The sequence below is a fragment of the Glutamicibacter sp. MOO4 genome (genome assembly GCF_056934395.1).
The window spans coordinates 2,939,752-2,955,658 of the sequence record NZ_CM167800.1 but is presented as its reverse complement, the minus strand read 5'-3'; the positions used below and the strand labels follow the sequence as shown (position 1 = coordinate 2,955,658).

The 15,907-nt window shown below is 56.1% G+C and carries 15 protein-coding genes; 9 read left to right on the top strand and 6 right to left on the bottom strand.

Going from position 1 to position 15,907, the window contains the following annotated elements; all coding sequences use genetic code 11:
* Positions 1 to 3: 3 nt before the first annotated feature.
* From AC1Z3F_RS13810 to AC1Z3F_RS13790, 5 genes are all read right to left on the bottom strand, one after another.
* Positions 4 to 1,029 (bottom strand): hypothetical protein, encoded by a 1,026-nt coding sequence (locus tag AC1Z3F_RS13810; RefSeq protein WP_131089638.1) that lies wholly within the window; start codon positions 1,027 to 1,029, stop codon positions 4 to 6.
* On the bottom strand, positions 1,026 to 2,372 hold the full coding sequence (locus tag AC1Z3F_RS13805) for a polysialyltransferase family glycosyltransferase (protein WP_483566088.1): 1,347 nt from the start codon (positions 2,370 to 2,372) through the stop codon (positions 1,026 to 1,028). The genes AC1Z3F_RS13810 and AC1Z3F_RS13805 overlap by 4 nt, the downstream gene beginning before the upstream one ends.
* Positions 2,369 to 3,367 carry a glycosyltransferase family 2 protein gene (locus AC1Z3F_RS13800; RefSeq protein ID WP_483566087.1) on the bottom strand — a complete coding sequence of 333 codons (999 nt, stop codon included), beginning with the start codon at positions 3,365 to 3,367 and terminating at the stop codon, positions 2,369 to 2,371. Before AC1Z3F_RS13800 ends, AC1Z3F_RS13805 begins: the two co-directional genes overlap by 4 nt.
* Positions 3,368 to 3,478: 111 nt before the next feature.
* Complete coding sequence (locus tag AC1Z3F_RS13795) at positions 3,479 to 4,372, bottom strand: N-acetylneuraminate synthase family protein (RefSeq protein ID WP_131089635.1); 894 nt, start codon at positions 4,370 to 4,372, stop codon at positions 3,479 to 3,481.
* Between the two features lie 11 nt (positions 4,373 to 4,383).
* On the bottom strand, positions 4,384 to 5,565 hold the full coding sequence (locus tag AC1Z3F_RS13790; RefSeq protein WP_483566086.1) for a cytidylyltransferase domain-containing protein: 1,182 nt from the start codon (positions 5,563 to 5,565) through the stop codon (positions 4,384 to 4,386).
* 229 nt (positions 5,566 to 5,794) lie between these two features.
* Here AC1Z3F_RS13790 and AC1Z3F_RS13785 point away from each other — a divergent pair, with 229 nt between their 5' ends.
* The 6 genes from AC1Z3F_RS13785 (at position 5,795) to AC1Z3F_RS13760 (ending at position 12,627) form a co-directional block, all read left to right on the top strand.
* Positions 5,795 to 7,258: a glycosyltransferase family 87 protein gene (locus AC1Z3F_RS13785; protein ID WP_483566085.1), complete on the top strand. Its 1,464-nt coding sequence runs from the start codon at positions 5,795 to 5,797 to the stop codon at positions 7,256 to 7,258.
* On the top strand, positions 7,255 to 8,688 hold the full coding sequence (locus tag AC1Z3F_RS13780) for a phytoene desaturase family protein (RefSeq protein ID WP_483566084.1): 1,434 nt from the start codon (positions 7,255 to 7,257) through the stop codon (positions 8,686 to 8,688). Before AC1Z3F_RS13785 ends, AC1Z3F_RS13780 begins: the two co-directional genes overlap by 4 nt.
* A gap of 133 nt (positions 8,689 to 8,821) precedes the next feature.
* A complete protein-coding gene (locus AC1Z3F_RS13775; RefSeq protein WP_131089631.1) occupies positions 8,822 to 9,748 on the top strand; it encodes an ABC transporter ATP-binding protein in 927 nt (308 codons plus the stop codon).
* Between the two features lie 5 nt (positions 9,749 to 9,753).
* The gene (locus tag AC1Z3F_RS13770) at positions 9,754 to 10,596 is read left to right on the top strand and encodes an ABC transporter permease (RefSeq protein WP_483566083.1); all 843 of its coding nucleotides are present in this window, start codon (positions 9,754 to 9,756) and stop codon (positions 10,594 to 10,596) included.
* A gap of 34 nt (positions 10,597 to 10,630) precedes the next feature.
* Entirely contained in the window at positions 10,631 to 11,926 is a 1,296-nt protein-coding gene (locus AC1Z3F_RS13765) for a sensor histidine kinase (protein ID WP_483566082.1), read from the top strand.
* Positions 11,884 to 12,627 (top strand): response regulator, encoded by a 744-nt coding sequence (locus AC1Z3F_RS13760; protein WP_483566081.1) that lies wholly within the window; start codon positions 11,884 to 11,886, stop codon positions 12,625 to 12,627. Before AC1Z3F_RS13765 ends, AC1Z3F_RS13760 begins: the two co-directional genes overlap by 43 nt.
* A 60-nt stretch (positions 12,628 to 12,687) precedes the next feature.
* Here the strand turns inward: AC1Z3F_RS13760 and AC1Z3F_RS13755 are convergent, their stop codons facing one another.
* Positions 12,688 to 13,113 carry a LapA family protein gene (locus AC1Z3F_RS13755; RefSeq protein ID WP_444614575.1) on the bottom strand — a complete coding sequence of 142 codons (426 nt, stop codon included), beginning with the start codon at positions 13,111 to 13,113 and terminating at the stop codon, positions 12,688 to 12,690.
* Between the two features lie 182 nt (positions 13,114 to 13,295).
* On the opposite strand from AC1Z3F_RS13755, the gene AC1Z3F_RS13750 reads away from it, so the two are divergent.
* From AC1Z3F_RS13750 to AC1Z3F_RS13740, 3 genes are all read left to right on the top strand, one after another.
* Positions 13,296 to 14,576 (top strand): M18 family aminopeptidase, encoded by a 1,281-nt coding sequence (locus AC1Z3F_RS13750; RefSeq protein ID WP_131089626.1) that lies wholly within the window; start codon positions 13,296 to 13,298, stop codon positions 14,574 to 14,576.
* A gap of 91 nt (positions 14,577 to 14,667) precedes the next feature.
* Positions 14,668 to 15,216: an LURP-one-related/scramblase family protein gene (locus AC1Z3F_RS13745; protein ID WP_483566080.1), complete on the top strand. Its 549-nt coding sequence runs from the start codon at positions 14,668 to 14,670 to the stop codon at positions 15,214 to 15,216.
* Positions 15,217 to 15,408: 192 nt separating this feature from the next.
* Positions 15,409 to 15,900: a helix-turn-helix domain-containing protein gene (locus tag AC1Z3F_RS13740; RefSeq protein ID WP_444614573.1), complete on the top strand. Its 492-nt coding sequence runs from the start codon at positions 15,409 to 15,411 to the stop codon at positions 15,898 to 15,900.
* Positions 15,901 to 15,907: the final 7 nt, after the last annotated feature.

Sequence of the window (15,907 nt, the reverse complement as noted above, 5' to 3'; positions counted from 1 at the left end):
TCTTCACACCTTCAACGAACTGGATAGGTGTTCACGAAGTTCAAGTTCTGTATCGTCGGTCCACCAATGTTCAGGAACCGCCTGCGGGTAAAGGAATCGCGCATCAGATCCCAGCAGCAATCGCAGTGAAGGGATGACCGTGGAAGGAAGCGCCCGGATTTCCTGGCCGGGACGCAGCACACGAAGGCGCATTTCAATGGGCACCGTATGTTCCTTGAGTACTACTTGATCAATCTTGGCAATCTTTTCCAGCAACTGTGGGGTCTCACGTCGGTGCGGGAAATAGGCCACCGGACCTTCCGAAGCGATCTGTTCAACCCACTGCAGGTAGGGCTGTTCGTGAATCAACTGATCGGCAACCATGGCTGAACCGATCAAAAGGGTTGGTTCGGTGAAACTTTCGGCCACCGGCTGAGTAGCGAGCCACTCAAACTTGTGTTGAGCGAACTTGATTCCCAACGCGGTCATCTTCTGACGAGTCGGAGGATCAACAAAAAGCGCCGAGACGATCAACAGTCGCTCTTCACGTGCCAGCTGGCGCAACCGATGCCAGGTAGCAAGACCCATGGCAACTCGTGCTGCCGAATTCTTGGCTCGAGCGCGGACCAAGGGCACCGGAGTATCGCTAATGAGCTGCTTGATCAGTGCCAAGGTTGCTAGCCCGTCATCGATGATGATGATTTCTTTGGCTTTAACTCCGGCCAGCAAACTGCGCTGCACCTTTCCCGAATAGGCATCTCCGGTCACATAACGGTCCGAAGAGCTTTTAGGATGAGGTGGTTTGCGTGCGGCCGGTTCAAAGTGAACACCATCCGGTGCACGAGCCAGCAACGCTTCGGTGGTTGCCTCCAGAGGCATGCCCAAACGTGGGACGACCCTAATGTTCGTACCAAGGAGCCCTGCCGCGTGAGTTTCTACGGCAGAGAGTAACTGCAAGGGGGATTCAACCCACACGTGTGCCGTGCCAAAGCGAGGCCGTGGAACTTCGTGAGTATCATGCTGGGTCAGTTTCATCATGGTGAGGGTCATTTTGCCAGTCGGCCCAGGGATCTGGACAATTTATCAAGTCTCTTTGACCCTTTACGCAAGACTCGACGCGAGGCTGAACGAACCTTAGACGGCAAGGTACGTCGCGCAGGGGCCAGATGAACGAAGCGTGGTGGCAGATCCAACTTGGTGATGCGACGGCGCTTGAAGTGTTCAGAGAAATCAAGGTAGTTGGCGGCCAGGAACTCTTCAGCGGCCTCACGCAATTCAGGTAACTGATTAGGCTGCATGCAGTACGCCACGGCTGTCAGCAATGCCGAAAGTTGGTCATCAGTTTCGCTGTGTGTAGGAGCTGGCAGGCCCTGAACAAACAGGGCATGAATGATCGAGAGTGGAATACGGTTCGAATTCTCATAGGGAGCCAGCGCCTGGAGCATCATGCCGGTGCCCACGGCATGGACCTCGGTATCAAGAATGTATCTGGCCGTGGCCAGGCCGGTGGAGAAGCAAGAGATAACAACCTTCGGTCGCACCGCAGTGATCACCGTTTCTGCCAGATGATCTGTGTTCAACACTCGGAAATCTAATCCCAATTCAGCGCCGACAGTAGCCAACCGCGCAGCCGAGGTGGCACTGGCTGAAGGGTGCGCCTTAAACAAGACGGTACTCAGCCCACGGTCTATGGCAACTTGGAGCATCTGGACGTGAAGATCAAACTCTTCTTCGGAATCCATCAATCCAAGGGATCCGAGGTACTGTCCGAGGATCAGCGCCGAGGATGCAGGCAAATCAAAATGAGCATCGGTAGCGAGTTCGGTGAAAACTTGAGCCAACTGCTCGGTATGAAGTTCTTTGCGTGCCGGCTCGAGCTCGGCGAGCAGGTGCGGTTCCAAACCGGGAACTAGATCCACATGGATTGTTCCCATCAAACGTTGACGCAACGGCATAGCCAACCTGGAACGGGTTGGACCATAGGACATGAGCCCGTCCGAGTGAACCCATAATTGTGCATCAAAGAAGATGCGAGCCAGGGCGCGGGCAGGGTTGACCTGAATCGATTCCAAAACCAAGGTCAGTGGTCCGTCACCGAGGTTCCACGCTTGGCGCAGCAGGCGCTCAAAAATGTGTAATTCGTCTTCACGCGGGTTGAACTGAAAAGGGCGGCGCGGGGCCAGCAGTGCAGCGAAGTCCACCACCCGATCAAAACGCGAGGCAAGTTTTTCAAAGCCTGGAACCTGATCTAACGCGGTGGTTAGTTCTGGAACCTGTGAGCCATTAACCAAAACTAAAACGTACTCATCTGCTTCTGGAAGCAGTCCTGCATCGGCCATCGCGGCCAAAGAAGCGAGCTGGAAGTAGCTGCTGGCTTCAATCAGTGCGATCACTTGCTGACCCCGATCTTCCCTGGCTGGAGGTAGGAAAGGATATGCCGGCGCCGGGCAACATCCATTTCGAGTACTACTTGGTGGGCAACGGTGACGTCGATGTCGCTGAAGATTTCTCGCAGCTGCTGCTTGATGGTCAGTCGTACCTGCGGTGGATAGTTCTTGGAACGCTTCTCGTGGTGGCACACGATGGCGAAGAACTGCCGCAAAGCCTTGGGAAGATGGCGGGCGGAATCTGGGTGTTCTCGTACGGCAGCGAGCACTTGTTTATAGGCCTCGAGGAAACCTAACTGGCGCTCGTCAAAAACCTGGCTGAGGGAACTAGGTAGTCCGCGTCGGTAGAAGACGCTGGGGGAGGAGATAACTGCATAGCGTGAGGTATCTAGGTGCAGCTTCCAGATCCATGGACGATCCTCGGCAGATTGCAGCTGCTCATCAAAGTAGAAGCAGCCGATGCTGCGCATGAGCTCGGTGCGGTACATCCCGGCCCATGAGTAGGGGTAGTCCACCATGGACGGTGAATCGATTGGCTCAATGTCATCAGCAGGATTTAGCACGATGCCACGCAAGGCTTGAGGAGCACGGAAAATCACGCGGGTGGTGCCACTGACGCGGACGTGGTCGCAGCGTACAAAATCAACGTGCAAGTTGCTCAAGGTGTCCGCAAGGGTAGCCAGATGCTGCGGGCCATACCAATCATCTGGATCCAAGAAAGTGTAAAACTCGCCAGTGACCTGTTCCAACGCGATATTTCTGGCAGCTGAAACTCCGACGTTTTCTTCCAACGTGATCAGCTTAAGCCCGGGGACTGAGTCCAGGTACGACTGGACTAAGGCGGCGGTGGCGTCGGTGGAAGCATCGTCAACCACGAGCACTTCCATCTCCCAACGGCCCAGCTGTTGGCGTGAAAGGGAAGCCAGCGCGTCGCAGATGTACGCCTCCTGGTTGTAGGCCGGGATGACCACGGATATGCGGCCAGGGATCGGGCTCGTCATGGCGGGACTGGCTTCCTTTGGTTGGTGCTAAGTGATGAAGTGAAAACTAATGACACTCGGCGGCCGGACCGGGAAGGTTCGGCCGCCGAGAAGTCACGGGGAGAACTGAGATTATGCGTCGACGCGGCGCAGGCGGCTCAGTGGAGCCAACTCGCCTGGGAAGACCTTCTTCACGCCGTCACCCATGGCCTGCTCGAGGATGCGGATGTCGCGGATCAGCGACTCGAAGCCCTTTGGCTCCAGCGAGGAAGCCTGATCCGAACCCCACATGGTGCGGTCCAGTGTGATGTGACGCTCCACGGTCACAGCGCCCAGTGCCACAGCTGCCAGCGAGATCTGCAGGCCGCGCTCATGGCCCGAGTAGCCCACTGGAACCTGGTAGCGATCGCGCAGGGTTTCGATCATGCGCAGGTTAGCCTCTTCTGGAGGCAGTGGGTAGGTGCTGGTGGCGTGCATCATGACCAGGTTGGAAGTACCCAAGGTCTCAACGGCCTTGTCGATCTGCTCGATGGTGGACATGCCAGTGGAGAGAATGATTGGCTTGCCGGTTTCTGCCAGTGCCTTGAGCAGCTCGATGTCGGTGACCGATGCCGAAGCTACCTTGTGGGTGACTGCACCCTGCTCTTCCATGAATTCAACCGAAGGAACGTCCCATGGGGAAGCAAAAGCGTGTAGACCCTTGGAAGCTGCGTAGGAGATGAGCTCCTTGTACTGAGCTGCATCAAACTCAACGCGGTAGCGGTAGTCCAGGTAGGTCATATCGCCCCATGGGGTGGAGCGGATCTTGTCACGCATATCGGTGGGGGTGGAGATTTCCGGGGTGCGCTTTTGGAACTTCACTGCGTTGGCGCCGGCCTCAGCCGAAACATCAATCAGCTGCTTGGCGATCTCGATGTCACCATTGTGGTTGATGCCGATTTCGCCGATGACGTAGACCTGCTGGCCTGCGCCGAGCTGGGATTCGCCGATGGCTACTGGCTTGATATCGGTGGTCACGGAGGTCATTGACTTGCCTTTCATTGGGTGAAACTTGGGAAATTTGTGGTGGAGCGTGCCGCGATCACTAGCTCTGCTAGTTCTCGCACCGCCCCATAGCCGCCCTTGCGGGTCAGGCGGTGGCGTGCAGCTTGGTGCACTTGGTTGTTGGCGTCAGCCACGGAAATGGGCCAGCCAACAAGTTTCATGGCGCCGAGGTCGTTGATGTCGTTGCCGACATAGGCCACTCGTGCCGGGTTGATCGATTCATCGGCCAACCACTGGGCCAGGTATTCGGCTTTGTTCTCGATACCGTGGGCCACTTCAACTTTTAGTTTGGCTGCACGGGCGGCAACCACCGGGTTGGCCTCCTTGGAGAGGATCAGGAACTTCACTCCTGCGGCCCGAAGCCGAGCCACTCCCATTCCATCGGAGCGTGAAACACGAACGGATTCGGTGCCGTGTTCATCCACATAAGCGGTATCCGCGGTGTGCACACCATCAAAATCGGTGATGACAGCGTCAACTTCGATCGGTGCTGGCGCATCGGTGACGGTGAGTTCGGCGAGCTTGAGGTCTGCCTCGGTATCAATGTCGATACCGTGTTCGGCGGGAACCTCATGGACTCGAACCCGGCCGAAGAACCGGTGTCCGGCAGCTAAGAAACCTGCGGTTTCCATGGCGTAGAACGCTCCGGTTTCATGGAAGCGCGGTTCGCGGTCCTGGCGGCGTGGGCGGTGCAGCTTTTCGTGCCCGATAGCCACCGCCTCGCCCTGCTCATCAAGTCCCCAGTGGAATCCGTGGTCGGACACTGCTGCGAAGCTGACCTCAGCGCGCCCGGAGGTCACCGTGGTGATGGCCGCGTCGAGATCTGCTGGGTCGATAAACGGGCTGGTGCACTGAATGAACAGGGTCACCGCTGGCAACGTGTTGGTGTTTGCCAAGACATGTTCCAGGACTGACTCACTGCTGGCCGTATCCCCGGCGATATCTGCCGGTCGGTCAACAACTCGCGCCCCGTAACGAAGTGCTTCGGCTTTGATCTGTTCATGATCCGTGCTGACCACGACGTCGCTGACAGTCGCCGCAGCCTTTGCTGATTCAATGGCTCGACCGAGCAGCGACTTGCCGCCGATCTCACGCAGGTTTTTGAGCCGGATGCCCTTGGACCCTCCCCGTGCGGGGATGATCGCCATGGCACTTGGCTGATTGGTTTCGTTCACAAATACGACGCTATGGGCCTTAGTTAACTAGCCGGGAGTATTTAGGTAAACGAGGGGTGAAGTCACGGTGTAATCACCTGCAAATTTGCTGAATGTGAGGTCAGCAAGCGGTTTACGTGAATCTTATGACTGAGTTTTTGCCGCTTCGAACATCGTCGTCACTAGGTATTGGGATGAAACTTTGGTGTTCAAAGCTGTGAGCAAGGACAAAGCATTTAGGCTGGAGAGTATGCACGAGCCTAACCAGTCACCACCCAAGCGTGGACCTCTGCGTATCACCGTGCCATCACGGGCCGACGGTTTCCTTCGCCAATTCACCGCACTCATCGGTGGTCCCTTAGGACGGCGCAGTGATCCCGGACGAGTAGATCCAGGGTTCTTCAGCGTGGAAAGAGTCATCATTTTGATGACCACCGTGGGAGCATTGCTGATGCTGCTGGCCAAGAACCCCTGCCGAGTCAGCGGTTGGGGTGGCAATAATCCCTACGTTTATGCCTGCTACAGCGACTGGGTGCCACTATTTGGTGCTCGCGGCTTTGCCGATAATCCTTGGGCACCTTTTAGTTCCGGTGCCGAATTTGAATACCCGGTTCTAATGAGCGCGGTGGCTTCCGCCGTGGCTTCGATTGTTCCCCACTCGGTGGCTAACCGCTCATTGATGTACTTCGACATCAATCTCTTGCTGGTCGCGATCTTGTGGATGGTCACCGTGATTTGCACGGTTCGCATGACCGGACGCCGACCATGGGATGCGGCCATGATCGCCATTGCCCCGGGTATCATCCTGGCCGGAAGCATCAACTGGGATATGTGGGCTGTAGCCCTGCTAGCCGGAGGAATGCTCGCCTTTGCGCGTAAGCACACGGTACTTGCCGGCGTCCTAATCGGGCTGGGCGCGGCGATGAAGATCTACCCATTCTTTATCCTCGGAGCACTACTGGTTCTAGCCATCCGCACCGGAAAATTCAAAACATTCTGGATCACCGCCGGTACTGCAGCTGCCACGTGGGTACTGGTGAACCTTCCCTATGCGTTGGCCTTCCCCGACTCGTTTATGCACTTCTTCAACTTCTCCTCAGAACGAGGTGCGGGTTTCTCTAGCTTCTGGCACGCCTGGAATGTAGTGGCAGGCAAAAACCCTGGTCTTCCAATCTTTGAAGCGGACCAGATTTCGCGCTACGGGCTGATCCTCTTCTTCCTGTGCTGCGTAGGGGTGGCGCTGCTGGGGCTGTTGGCTAAACAGACTCCACGGCTAGGTTCCATGGCGTTTTTGATCATTGCTTCTTTTGTTATGGTCAACAAGGTTTACTCACCGCAGTTCATCGTGTGGCTGATCCCGTTGTTCGTTCTGGCCTTGCCACGCTGGAGAGAATTTGTGATCTGGATGCTGGTGGAAATAGCGCACTTCTACGGGCTTTGGAACTATCTGGACTCGTTCTCCGCGGAAGATCCCATCAAGACCTTCCCGGAAACCGGGTACGTCTTCCTTGTGGCCGCGCATATGCTCATGCTCGCATACCTGATGTATTTGGTGGCCCGCTCAATTCTGGACCCACGACGAGATCCAATCCGGGCCGTCGGCCAATTGGATCCGTTGGCCGGAGAGTTCGCTGGTGCACGAGACCGATTTACCCTGCGCGGATTGTTGCCAGGGGAAAAGAAAGCTAAAAAATTTGCAGGGAGCCAACAGTGATTGACGTTGCCGTAATCGGTGCTGGTCCTAACGGGCTGGCGGCCGCCGCTGTGGCGGCTCGGGCTGGACTGAACGTTCAGGTGTACGAAGCTAATGAAACTATTGGTGGTGCTGCCAGAACCCAGAGTCTGGATGGCTCTGAAGCAAAGTTTGATTTGGGTAGCGCCGTGCATCCGATGGCGCTTCAATCTCAGGCCATGCGTGAATTGGGTGTCCACGGCAAGGTGGACTTCATTGTCCCGGAGCTCTCCTTCGCCCATGTGCTTGATCAGGGCACAGCCTATGCCTACAAGGACTTGGACCGCACGGTGCAAGAACTGGGCGGCGAGGACGGGAAGTACTATCAAAAGCTAATTGCCCCGTTAGTTGAGCAGATCGACTCGCTCAGCGATACCCTGCTGAACCCGCTGCTCAAAGTCCCTTCTCACCCATCGGTACTGGCGACCTTTGCGCTTAGCTCGCTGGGCGGGATGGCGTTTAAGAACTTGCTGTCCAGCAAGTACGAACGGGCTGCCGCCTTGTATGCCGGATGCGCTGCCCACGTTGCCGGTGGATCACGAGGTCCAGCTAATGCCGGAGCTGGATTGTTCCTAGCTGCTACCGCGCACGCCAAGGGTTGGCCCATTCCACGAGGCGGCTCCCAAGCCATCAGTGATGCGTTAGCTGCCGAAGCCACGGCTCATGGCGCGCAAATTCACACCGGTGTGCGTGTGAACCATATTGATGATCTGGCAGCGCAGAATATTCTTTTTGATACCTCGGCCGAAGAAGCAGCCAAGCTCAGCGCAGGTCATCTTTCGGATCAACTCTCTAGCGCTATGATCGCCACCCGGCGCTCGCCGGGTAGTTGCTTGGTGCACTTTGTGCTCTCCGAGCCCGTGCCGTGGAGCGACCCGACACTGGCAACGGCAGGCACCGTGCATCTCGGGGGAAACGCAGCTCAGGTCGGCAGAGCAGAGCGTGCCGCGGCACGCGCTGGCTCGCAAAAGCCGTTTACCATCGTGGCCCAACCATCACTCTTTGATGACTCGCGTGCCCCTGCCGGCCAGCACGTTATCTGGGCTTATTGCCACGTTCCGCTGAACTCACGCGCCGATATGAGTAAAGCGATTGAAACGATGATCCAGCGGGCGGCCCCCGGGTTCTCTGACACCATCCTCGAAAAACACGTGGTCAACGCGCAAGAGCTTGAAAAGCAGAATCCAGCACTGATCGGTGGAGATCTCTCTGGCGGCATCATGGATCTCCTGGGCAGTATTAAACGCCCACGAATTTCGCTGGACCCGTGGTACCTACAATCCAATGGACTGTATCTGATCTCCTCCGCAGCCCCTCCAGGACCATCGGTCCACGGCATGGGCGGATTCCTTGGGGCCAAAGCCATGCTCAAGCGCGAGTTTGGTATCAAAAACTGGAAGTCAGCAAAGTAAAACCTAGAGAAGAGCATGCACCATCTGGTGCATGCCCTGTTGGCTATCAGGCTGCGGTCTAACCCTTTGGAGGGAGACAAAGATCAGCACTCTGAGCGGTTCAATGCAACTGTATTTTTCGTAGGCTGGTTAAATGATCCAGGCACAGCAGTTGACGAAGACCTACGGTTCCAAGACCGTAGTAGATCAGGTGTCATTCACCGTCCAACCCGGACAAGTCACCGGTTTCCTCGGCCCCAACGGAGCCGGCAAGTCCACCACCATGCGAATGATCGTGGGACTGGCCGCGCCTACCCAAGGCCAGGTGCTGGTTAATAACCGGGACTTCAAAAAATCAAAACATCCAATCACCGAGGTTGGCACGCTGCTAGAGGCAAAGTCCGTACATAAATCGCTGACTCCTTCCTCGCACTTGCGTTCGATCGCCGCCACGGCCGGACTACCCAGCTCCCGTGTCAGCGAAGTCTTGGAATTGACCGGACTAACTGGGGTTCGCCGCAAGAAGATCGGCGGCTTCTCTTTGGGCATGGGGCAACGTCTTGGCATTGCAACCGCACTGCTAGGTGACCCGCAGGTCTTGATCCTGGATGAACCAGTGAACGGACTGGACCCCGAAGGTGTTGCCTGGGTGCGAAACCTAGCCCGACAGCAGGCCGCCGCCGGCAAAACCGTCTTCATCTCCTCTCACCTGATGAGCGAAATGGCGCAAACAGCTGATCATTTGATCGTTATTGGTCGAGGACGCATCATGGCTGATGCGCCGATTAGTGAATTCATTGATAACGGCCTTGCTCAGACCATCGTGAAATCGAGCGATATCGAAGTGCTGATGAACGCCCTGAGCAGCCAAGGTGTGCAACTTCGCCGGATTGACGCACAGACTCTGGAAGTCACCGGACCAGATTCTGAAGTTATCGGACGCCGCGCTTTAGAAACTGGTGTGGCCCTTAGCGAGCTACGCCCGCTGCAGCGCACTTTGGAAGATGCCTACATGGAATTGACCCGAGACGCCGTGGAATACCACTCGAACATTGTTGCCGAGAACAGCGGCGGGAAGTAATAGCCATGACAACTCAGATTCAAACCCCGCTACGCGGCAAAGTAACTCTGGCTGGAGTCCTGCGCAGCGAAGCTATCCGCATGTTCTCGCTGAAATCCACCGGGATCTTGATTGCCCTTTCCATTGTGCTCTATGTAGGCATTGCCGTCATCGCCACCTGGGCTATCGGATCTTTGCTTCAAGACATGAGCGATCCAAGCCAGATGGAAGGCATGGGAACTATGTCCCAGCCGGGCTTTGCCAGCGAAACGCTGGGCTCCGGACTGGTCTTCAACCAGTTGATTCTCGGAGTGCTCGGCGTACTGCTCTTCAGCGGAGAATTCACCACGGGGTCCGCTGTCAGCACCTTCTTGGCCAGCCCGCAACGACTCCGGGTGATGACAGCAAAGATCATCTTCACCGTTGTGCTCACCGGTCTCACGCAGCTAGTCTCCACCCTGTTGGCGTTCATCATCGCCAAACCGGTCGCTGAAAACTACAACCTGACCTTGGAATTTGGCAGCTCTTCCTTCCAATCGGTGCTCTGGTACGGCACCTTGGCCGTGATCATGGCCGCCCTGATCGGTTTGGCGCTTGGCGTTTTGCTCCGTAGCTCCGCCGGCGGCATCACGGTTCTGGCCGCAGTGTTCTTTGTCCTGCCGATCATCACCGCCATCTTTGGCTCATATGTGGACTGGCTACCAAACGTATCGGCATTCCTGCCAGATCAGCTGGGCTTGTCTCTGGCTACACCGCTGAGCGCGCCAAGCGATCTAGAACTGTGGCAACAACTCTTAGGCGTTGCCGGATGGATCATTGTTCCGTTGGCTCTAGGCGCGGTCTTGCTTGCCAAGCGAGATATCAAGTAATCAGCGGTTACTGAGAGAAAACTACACTGGAATCATGACCCAACAGACGCTGCAGGAAACTGTCGCTTCCTTTGATGCACTGACCGCCAAGCGAATGGGACGGTTGCGCCTCTACCTGCGCACCCATCCCCGCTTGGTGGTTGTTGGCGTCGTCGTCATCTATTTGTTGATCACGCTGCCTAGCGTCCTGATTATGGCAGCAATGCCGGACACCAACGCGACCGGTTTTTTGGTGGTCACTCTGGCCGTAGGCGCCGCACTGCTCTATCGGCGAAAAGCGCCGATGACCGTGATTATCTTGGTCTTCGTCTTTGAATGTGTTGCCCTGGTTATCGCCGGTCCGCAAGGCGGACTGGGCGGCGTGGGCATGATGATTGCCCTGTACACGGTCGCCACGAGCTACTCGGCCAAACGCACCATTCCGTTGGCTATTCTTGCCGCCAGTTTTCAAACGGTCCTGATGGTATTGATGGGCTTCCCGGAAATGACCGACATGGATTTGGATCAAAGCGATGGAATTGATGAGACCACGTTCAGCCGGATTCTCATTGGCGTTGCCGGAAGTTTCATCATCGGCTTCTATATCTCCGCAGCCGTACTTGGCTTGATTGTGCGCAATGCACGAATCCATGAAGCAGAACTAAATCACTGGGCACGGCAGGTTTCCACCTTGGCCCAGGTTCAAGAACGAAACCGCATTGCCCGAGAAATGCACGATGTAGTGGCCCACTCACTCTCGGTGATGATTGCCCTATCCGAAGGTGCCCGCGTCGTGGCTAAACGGGATCAAACCCGCGCCGACGAAGTGCTCAATGAGCTCTCGGGCACCGGACGAGCCGCACTGGCAGATATGCGTCGCATGCTTGGGGTACTACGTCAAAACGAAACCGGTGAGCTGGAGCCACAACCTACCGGCGGAAATGTCGAGCAGCTCTTGGAGGGCTTTAGAACAGCGGGGCTTCCCATTACGTTTACCCAAACCGGGGGAGCACTGCCAGAAGACACCACTTTCCAGCTCACGGTCTTCCGGATGATCCAAGAGTCTCTGACAAACTCATTGCGCTATGCCCGTAATGTCAGTGATGTGCAAGTACGTTTGGAACGACGGCGTGATGAACTAAGACTGGAAGTCATGGACAACGGAGACGCCACCAGAGTTCCTAGCGTTGGTAGTGGCCGAGGGTTGCGCGGCATGCGTGAGCGCGCAGCGCTCTTTGACGGCACCGTAGAAGCTGGGCCGGTAGCCAGTGGCGGCTGGATAGTTAAAGCGGTACTGAAGCTGCCCGAATGCAGCGTGAACAACGAGAAGCAGAAGACGGCGAAGGATTAGACGTGGACGAAAAAATTAAAGTCTTGCTGGTCGATGACCAGCCGCTGTTACGTATGGGATTCCGACTGATTCTCGAAGGCGAGGATGACATTGTCATTGTTGGCGAAGCCGCAGATGGGTTAGATGCCCTGACGCAGACGGCCGTGCTGAAACCTGACGTGGTGCTCATGGACGTACGCATGCCAAAGATGGACGGTCTCGAAGCGACCGAACGCATTGCCAAGGCGCATCCGGAAACCAAGATCATTATTCTTACAACCTTTGACCTGGACGAATACGCATTCGCCGGACTGCAGGCCGGCGCCAGTGCATTCCTGCTCAAAGATGTAGCCCCTGAAGAACTAGTGCAAGCTGTGCGTTTGGTAGCCTCGGGCGACGCGGTGGTTGCCCCGCGGGTGACCGCTCGACTGCTAGAAACCTATGTGCGCAACGGCGGTAAGTCTGCTGCTGGTCAGAAGCAAGAAATACCTCGAGATCCGTTGCTTGATGATCTGACTCCGCGCGAACAAGAAGTGCTCCGAGCGCTAGCCGAAGGACTATCAAATGCGGAAATCGCTCACCGCTTCTTCCTTTCAGAAGCTACGGTAAAAACTCACGTCCGCCGAATTTTGACCAAACTGCATTTGCGAGACCGTGTTCAGGCTGTGGTGTATGCCTACGAAACGGGTCTAGTGATTCCTTCTCAGGGACTGGACTACTGATTCTGAACGCAAAAAAAGGCCGCCAAACGTAGAACCTACGTTTGGCGGCCATCCGCGTTTTTAGCGTTTGCTAGTTTTGCGTTGCTTGCGTGCGGTGGCGCGTAATTGAATAACGCGGGCAACCCCGGCGATAGCCACGACTAGGGCTCCGCCGATCGACGCGATGAACAGCGCCAGACCGAGGTTTACTTGTCCCTCGTAGGCGAAGTACCGCAGGGTGACCTGATCTTGATTTTGCGCGATAAAAATAATCAGCAAGATCAGCACAATGATGCCTAAGACCGTGGCGGTCCAAATACGACCCAGCTTGGTTGCCGGAAGCTTTTCCTTAGCCGGTGGCACTTCCCGCTGGGAGTTGCTTGGCCTCGCCGTGCCCGGTTCGGCCACGGGCTCCACAGGGAAACGCTCCGGGTCCGGAGTTTGATCAGATGTAGCCATGATGATCTCGCTTTCGTAGTCTTCAAGTCTGCCTTCAGCTTTGCCCACGCAAGGCTCCAAGTCAAGCATCAGATCAAGGTGTCCGGCTGGTTCGTCACCGGGCTGGCCGGAGCTGAGCCATTAGTAATTACGCAGTGGGCTACTAAGCTGGAGAGCAACCCGAGAATTCAGACGGGAACCGCATCCTGGATTTCAGTAAGACGATGACAGAAAGAAGTGAGTAACCAGCTATGGCACAAGCCGCAGCAATGGCCCACATTGCAGACCTAGCCGAATACGTCGCAACTTCACCCTCCAGCTACCACGCGGCAGCAACGGCCGCGAAGCGGCTAGACGCTGTCGGGTTCACCGGCCTGAACGAAGCTGATGCGTGGAATCTAGGACCAGGTTCTTACTATGTGGTTCGTGATGGTGCGATCATCGCGTGGGTGCAACCTGAATCGGCCACGGCTACCAGCGGATTCCATATCCTCGGTGCACACACCGACTCACCAGGCTTTAAACTCAAGCCCAAGCCGACCACCGGATCTAACGGCTGGTGGCAGGCAGGCGTAGAGGTCTACGGAGGACCGCTACTGAACTCTTGGCTGGACCGTGAACTCATCCTTGCCGGCCGTCTGGTGCTTAAGGACGGCACGGAACACTTGGCTCAGACTGAACCGATCCTGCGCATCCCACAGCTGGCGATCCACCTTGATCGCCAGGTCAACGAGGGCTTGACCCTAGATAAGCAGACCCACACCAACCCCATCTTCGGAGCCGGGGATCTGGCTGATGCAGATATTCTTGCCGTCCTGGCCGAATCGGCTGGCGTGGATCCAGCTCAGGTAGCTGGCTATGACATCCTTACCGCACCAGCGCAACGTGGTGAGGTATTTGGCCAAGGCAAGAACTTCTTCGCCAGTGGCCGATTGGATAACCTCACTTCGGTGCATGCCGGAATCATCGCGCTGACCGATCATTCGAGGAAGCCGTCGGGTAAGCACATTGCCATGATGGCCGCCTTTGACCACGAAGAGTTGGGCTCCAGCTCACGCTCCGGTGCGTGCGGTCCTTTCCTTGAAGAACTGATCAACCGAATCCAGGCTTCGCTGGGTGCAGGGGTGGAAGACCAAGCGCGTGCGCTAGCCAATTCGGTGTGCCTCTCTGCTGATGCAGGCCACGCGGTGCACCCGAACTATTCGGAGCGCCACGACCCGGTTAACCGCCCGCAGGTTAATGCCGGGCCGTTGTTGAAGATCAACGCTAACCAGCGTTACGCCACCGATGCGGTAGGCGCTGCGGCCTTCGCTAACTGGTGTGAGGCGGCCGGAGTTCCTTACCAAGAGTTTGTGTCCAACAACCGCGTTCCTTGTGGCTCGACCATCGGTCCGCTGACTGCCACACGTCTGGGTATCCGCACCCTCGATGTAGGTGTCGCCCTGCTGTCCATGCATTCGGCCCGCGAAATGTGTGGCGTGGATGATCCTTGGTACCTATCCAAGGTGACTCGTCAGTTCTTCGGAGCATAATCCCGATCAAGCTCAAGGCCAGCAGCAATGCTGGCCTTGAGCTTTCCCGGCAGGGTATCGGCCGAAGATTCACAATGGCATAATCATCAGCATGACGATATTTGCCCAAGATATGCTCATTTTTCAACAGACCCGAAACTTCTCGAAAAATGATTTTGCGATCCTTGACGCCGCTGGCATGCAGGTGGCTCATGTCGAGACCGGCGGAAGTACGCTGGGGCGGATGTTTGCTGGTGCGCGTGAGCTGACGGTCTTTGACGGACCACAGCGACCGGTTATTAAGGTCAAGGACACGATGACCATGGGTCGCGACCGTTTTGAAATCTTTGATGGAAATGACGCTCCGCTGGCGAGCTTGGTCAAGCGGATTACGTTCTTCAAAACGCGCGTCACCATTTCAATGCTTGGCGAAGAACTGGATCTATTGGGCAGCATTTGGGATTTTGATTTCCAGATCACCAACTCCCAGGGCGTACTTGGCACTGTTACTCGTCAATGGTCGGGTATGGGCAACGCGCTGATGGGTAAATCGACGTATGCCTTGCACTTGGCCAGCGAGTTAAGCTCACAACATCGCCAAGCAATTATCGGTTCTGTCCTGGCCTTGGACCTTATTCGAGAAAAGCAACAGCGCAATTGATCTCCACGGTGAAGTCGTTCCGCCGAGATAACCTGCGACAGGTAAAAACAAAAGTATTCCCTTTTTGGAATATTCCATCAGAACAGGTCAGTAGCCTGTTTATTGACCTGTCGTGCTCTGTCGGGAAACAGTCGGGCGACTGTCGTGACAATGTCGTGGTGCTTTCGCGCTCATCATCGATAGCTTTATGCCATGAATGAATCACGGATTGCAGAACTACGCCGCACCAAGGGCTGGACTCAAGAACGACTGGCCAAAGAGAGCGGAATTACTGTCAGAACTATTCAACGACTTGAAGCCGGCAATGATGCCAGCTTGGAGTCCATCTCGCTCGTAGCTAGGGCCTTGGACGTCCAAGTTGGTGAACTATTCCAAAGCGTTCAAACCCCCAATTTCTCCCAAGCTGTTGAAGGGCTTGAATCCAGAACTCGTATCGAACAGGAACGGCGAGACTCAATCACACAGGGGATCATGATGATCTTCCGTGGCGTAGGTCTTTTGGTTACCTTTGGAACCGTCATCCTCGGCACAGCGGGAGGAGTCGGCTGGTACGTCTGGCTGATCATTCCTATCTACTGGGGCGCTGGCAAGGTACTTCTTGACGCTTTGATGCGGTTGAGCCTTGACCCCAAATTGGATGCCAAATATCCACTGTCCGTGCCCAGCAGGGACGAAGATAGCTAAGCTTCCC

Excerpts from the sequence above, each read along its gene's own strand:
- AC1Z3F_RS13775 (WP_131089631.1), top strand. The coding sequence starts at position 8,822 with ATGATCCAGGCACAGCAGTTGACGAAGACCTACGGTTCCAAGACCGTA.
- AC1Z3F_RS13760 (WP_483566081.1), top strand. The coding sequence starts at position 11,884 with ATGCAGCGTGAACAACGAGAAGCAGAAGACGGCGAAGGATTAGACGTG.
- AC1Z3F_RS13795 (WP_131089635.1), bottom strand. The coding sequence starts at position 4,372 with ATGACCTCCGTGACCACCGATATCAAGCCAGTAGCCATCGGCGAATCC.
- AC1Z3F_RS13740 (WP_444614573.1), top strand. The coding sequence starts at position 15,409 with ATGAATGAATCACGGATTGCAGAACTACGCCGCACCAAGGGCTGGACT.
- AC1Z3F_RS13745 (WP_483566080.1), top strand. The coding sequence starts at position 14,668 with ATGACGATATTTGCCCAAGATATGCTCATTTTTCAACAGACCCGAAAC.
- AC1Z3F_RS13810 (WP_131089638.1), bottom strand. The coding sequence starts at position 1,029 with ATGACCCTCACCATGATGAAACTGACCCAGCATGATACTCACGAAGTT.
- AC1Z3F_RS13750 (WP_131089626.1), top strand. The coding sequence starts at position 13,296 with ATGGCACAAGCCGCAGCAATGGCCCACATTGCAGACCTAGCCGAATAC.
- AC1Z3F_RS13800 (WP_483566087.1), bottom strand. The coding sequence starts at position 3,367 with ATGACGAGCCCGATCCCTGGCCGCATATCCGTGGTCATCCCGGCCTAC.
- AC1Z3F_RS13770 (WP_483566083.1), top strand. The coding sequence starts at position 9,754 with ATGACAACTCAGATTCAAACCCCGCTACGCGGCAAAGTAACTCTGGCT.
- AC1Z3F_RS13785 (WP_483566085.1), top strand. The coding sequence starts at position 5,795 with ATGCACGAGCCTAACCAGTCACCACCCAAGCGTGGACCTCTGCGTATC.
- AC1Z3F_RS13765 (WP_483566082.1), top strand. The coding sequence starts at position 10,631 with ATGACCCAACAGACGCTGCAGGAAACTGTCGCTTCCTTTGATGCACTG.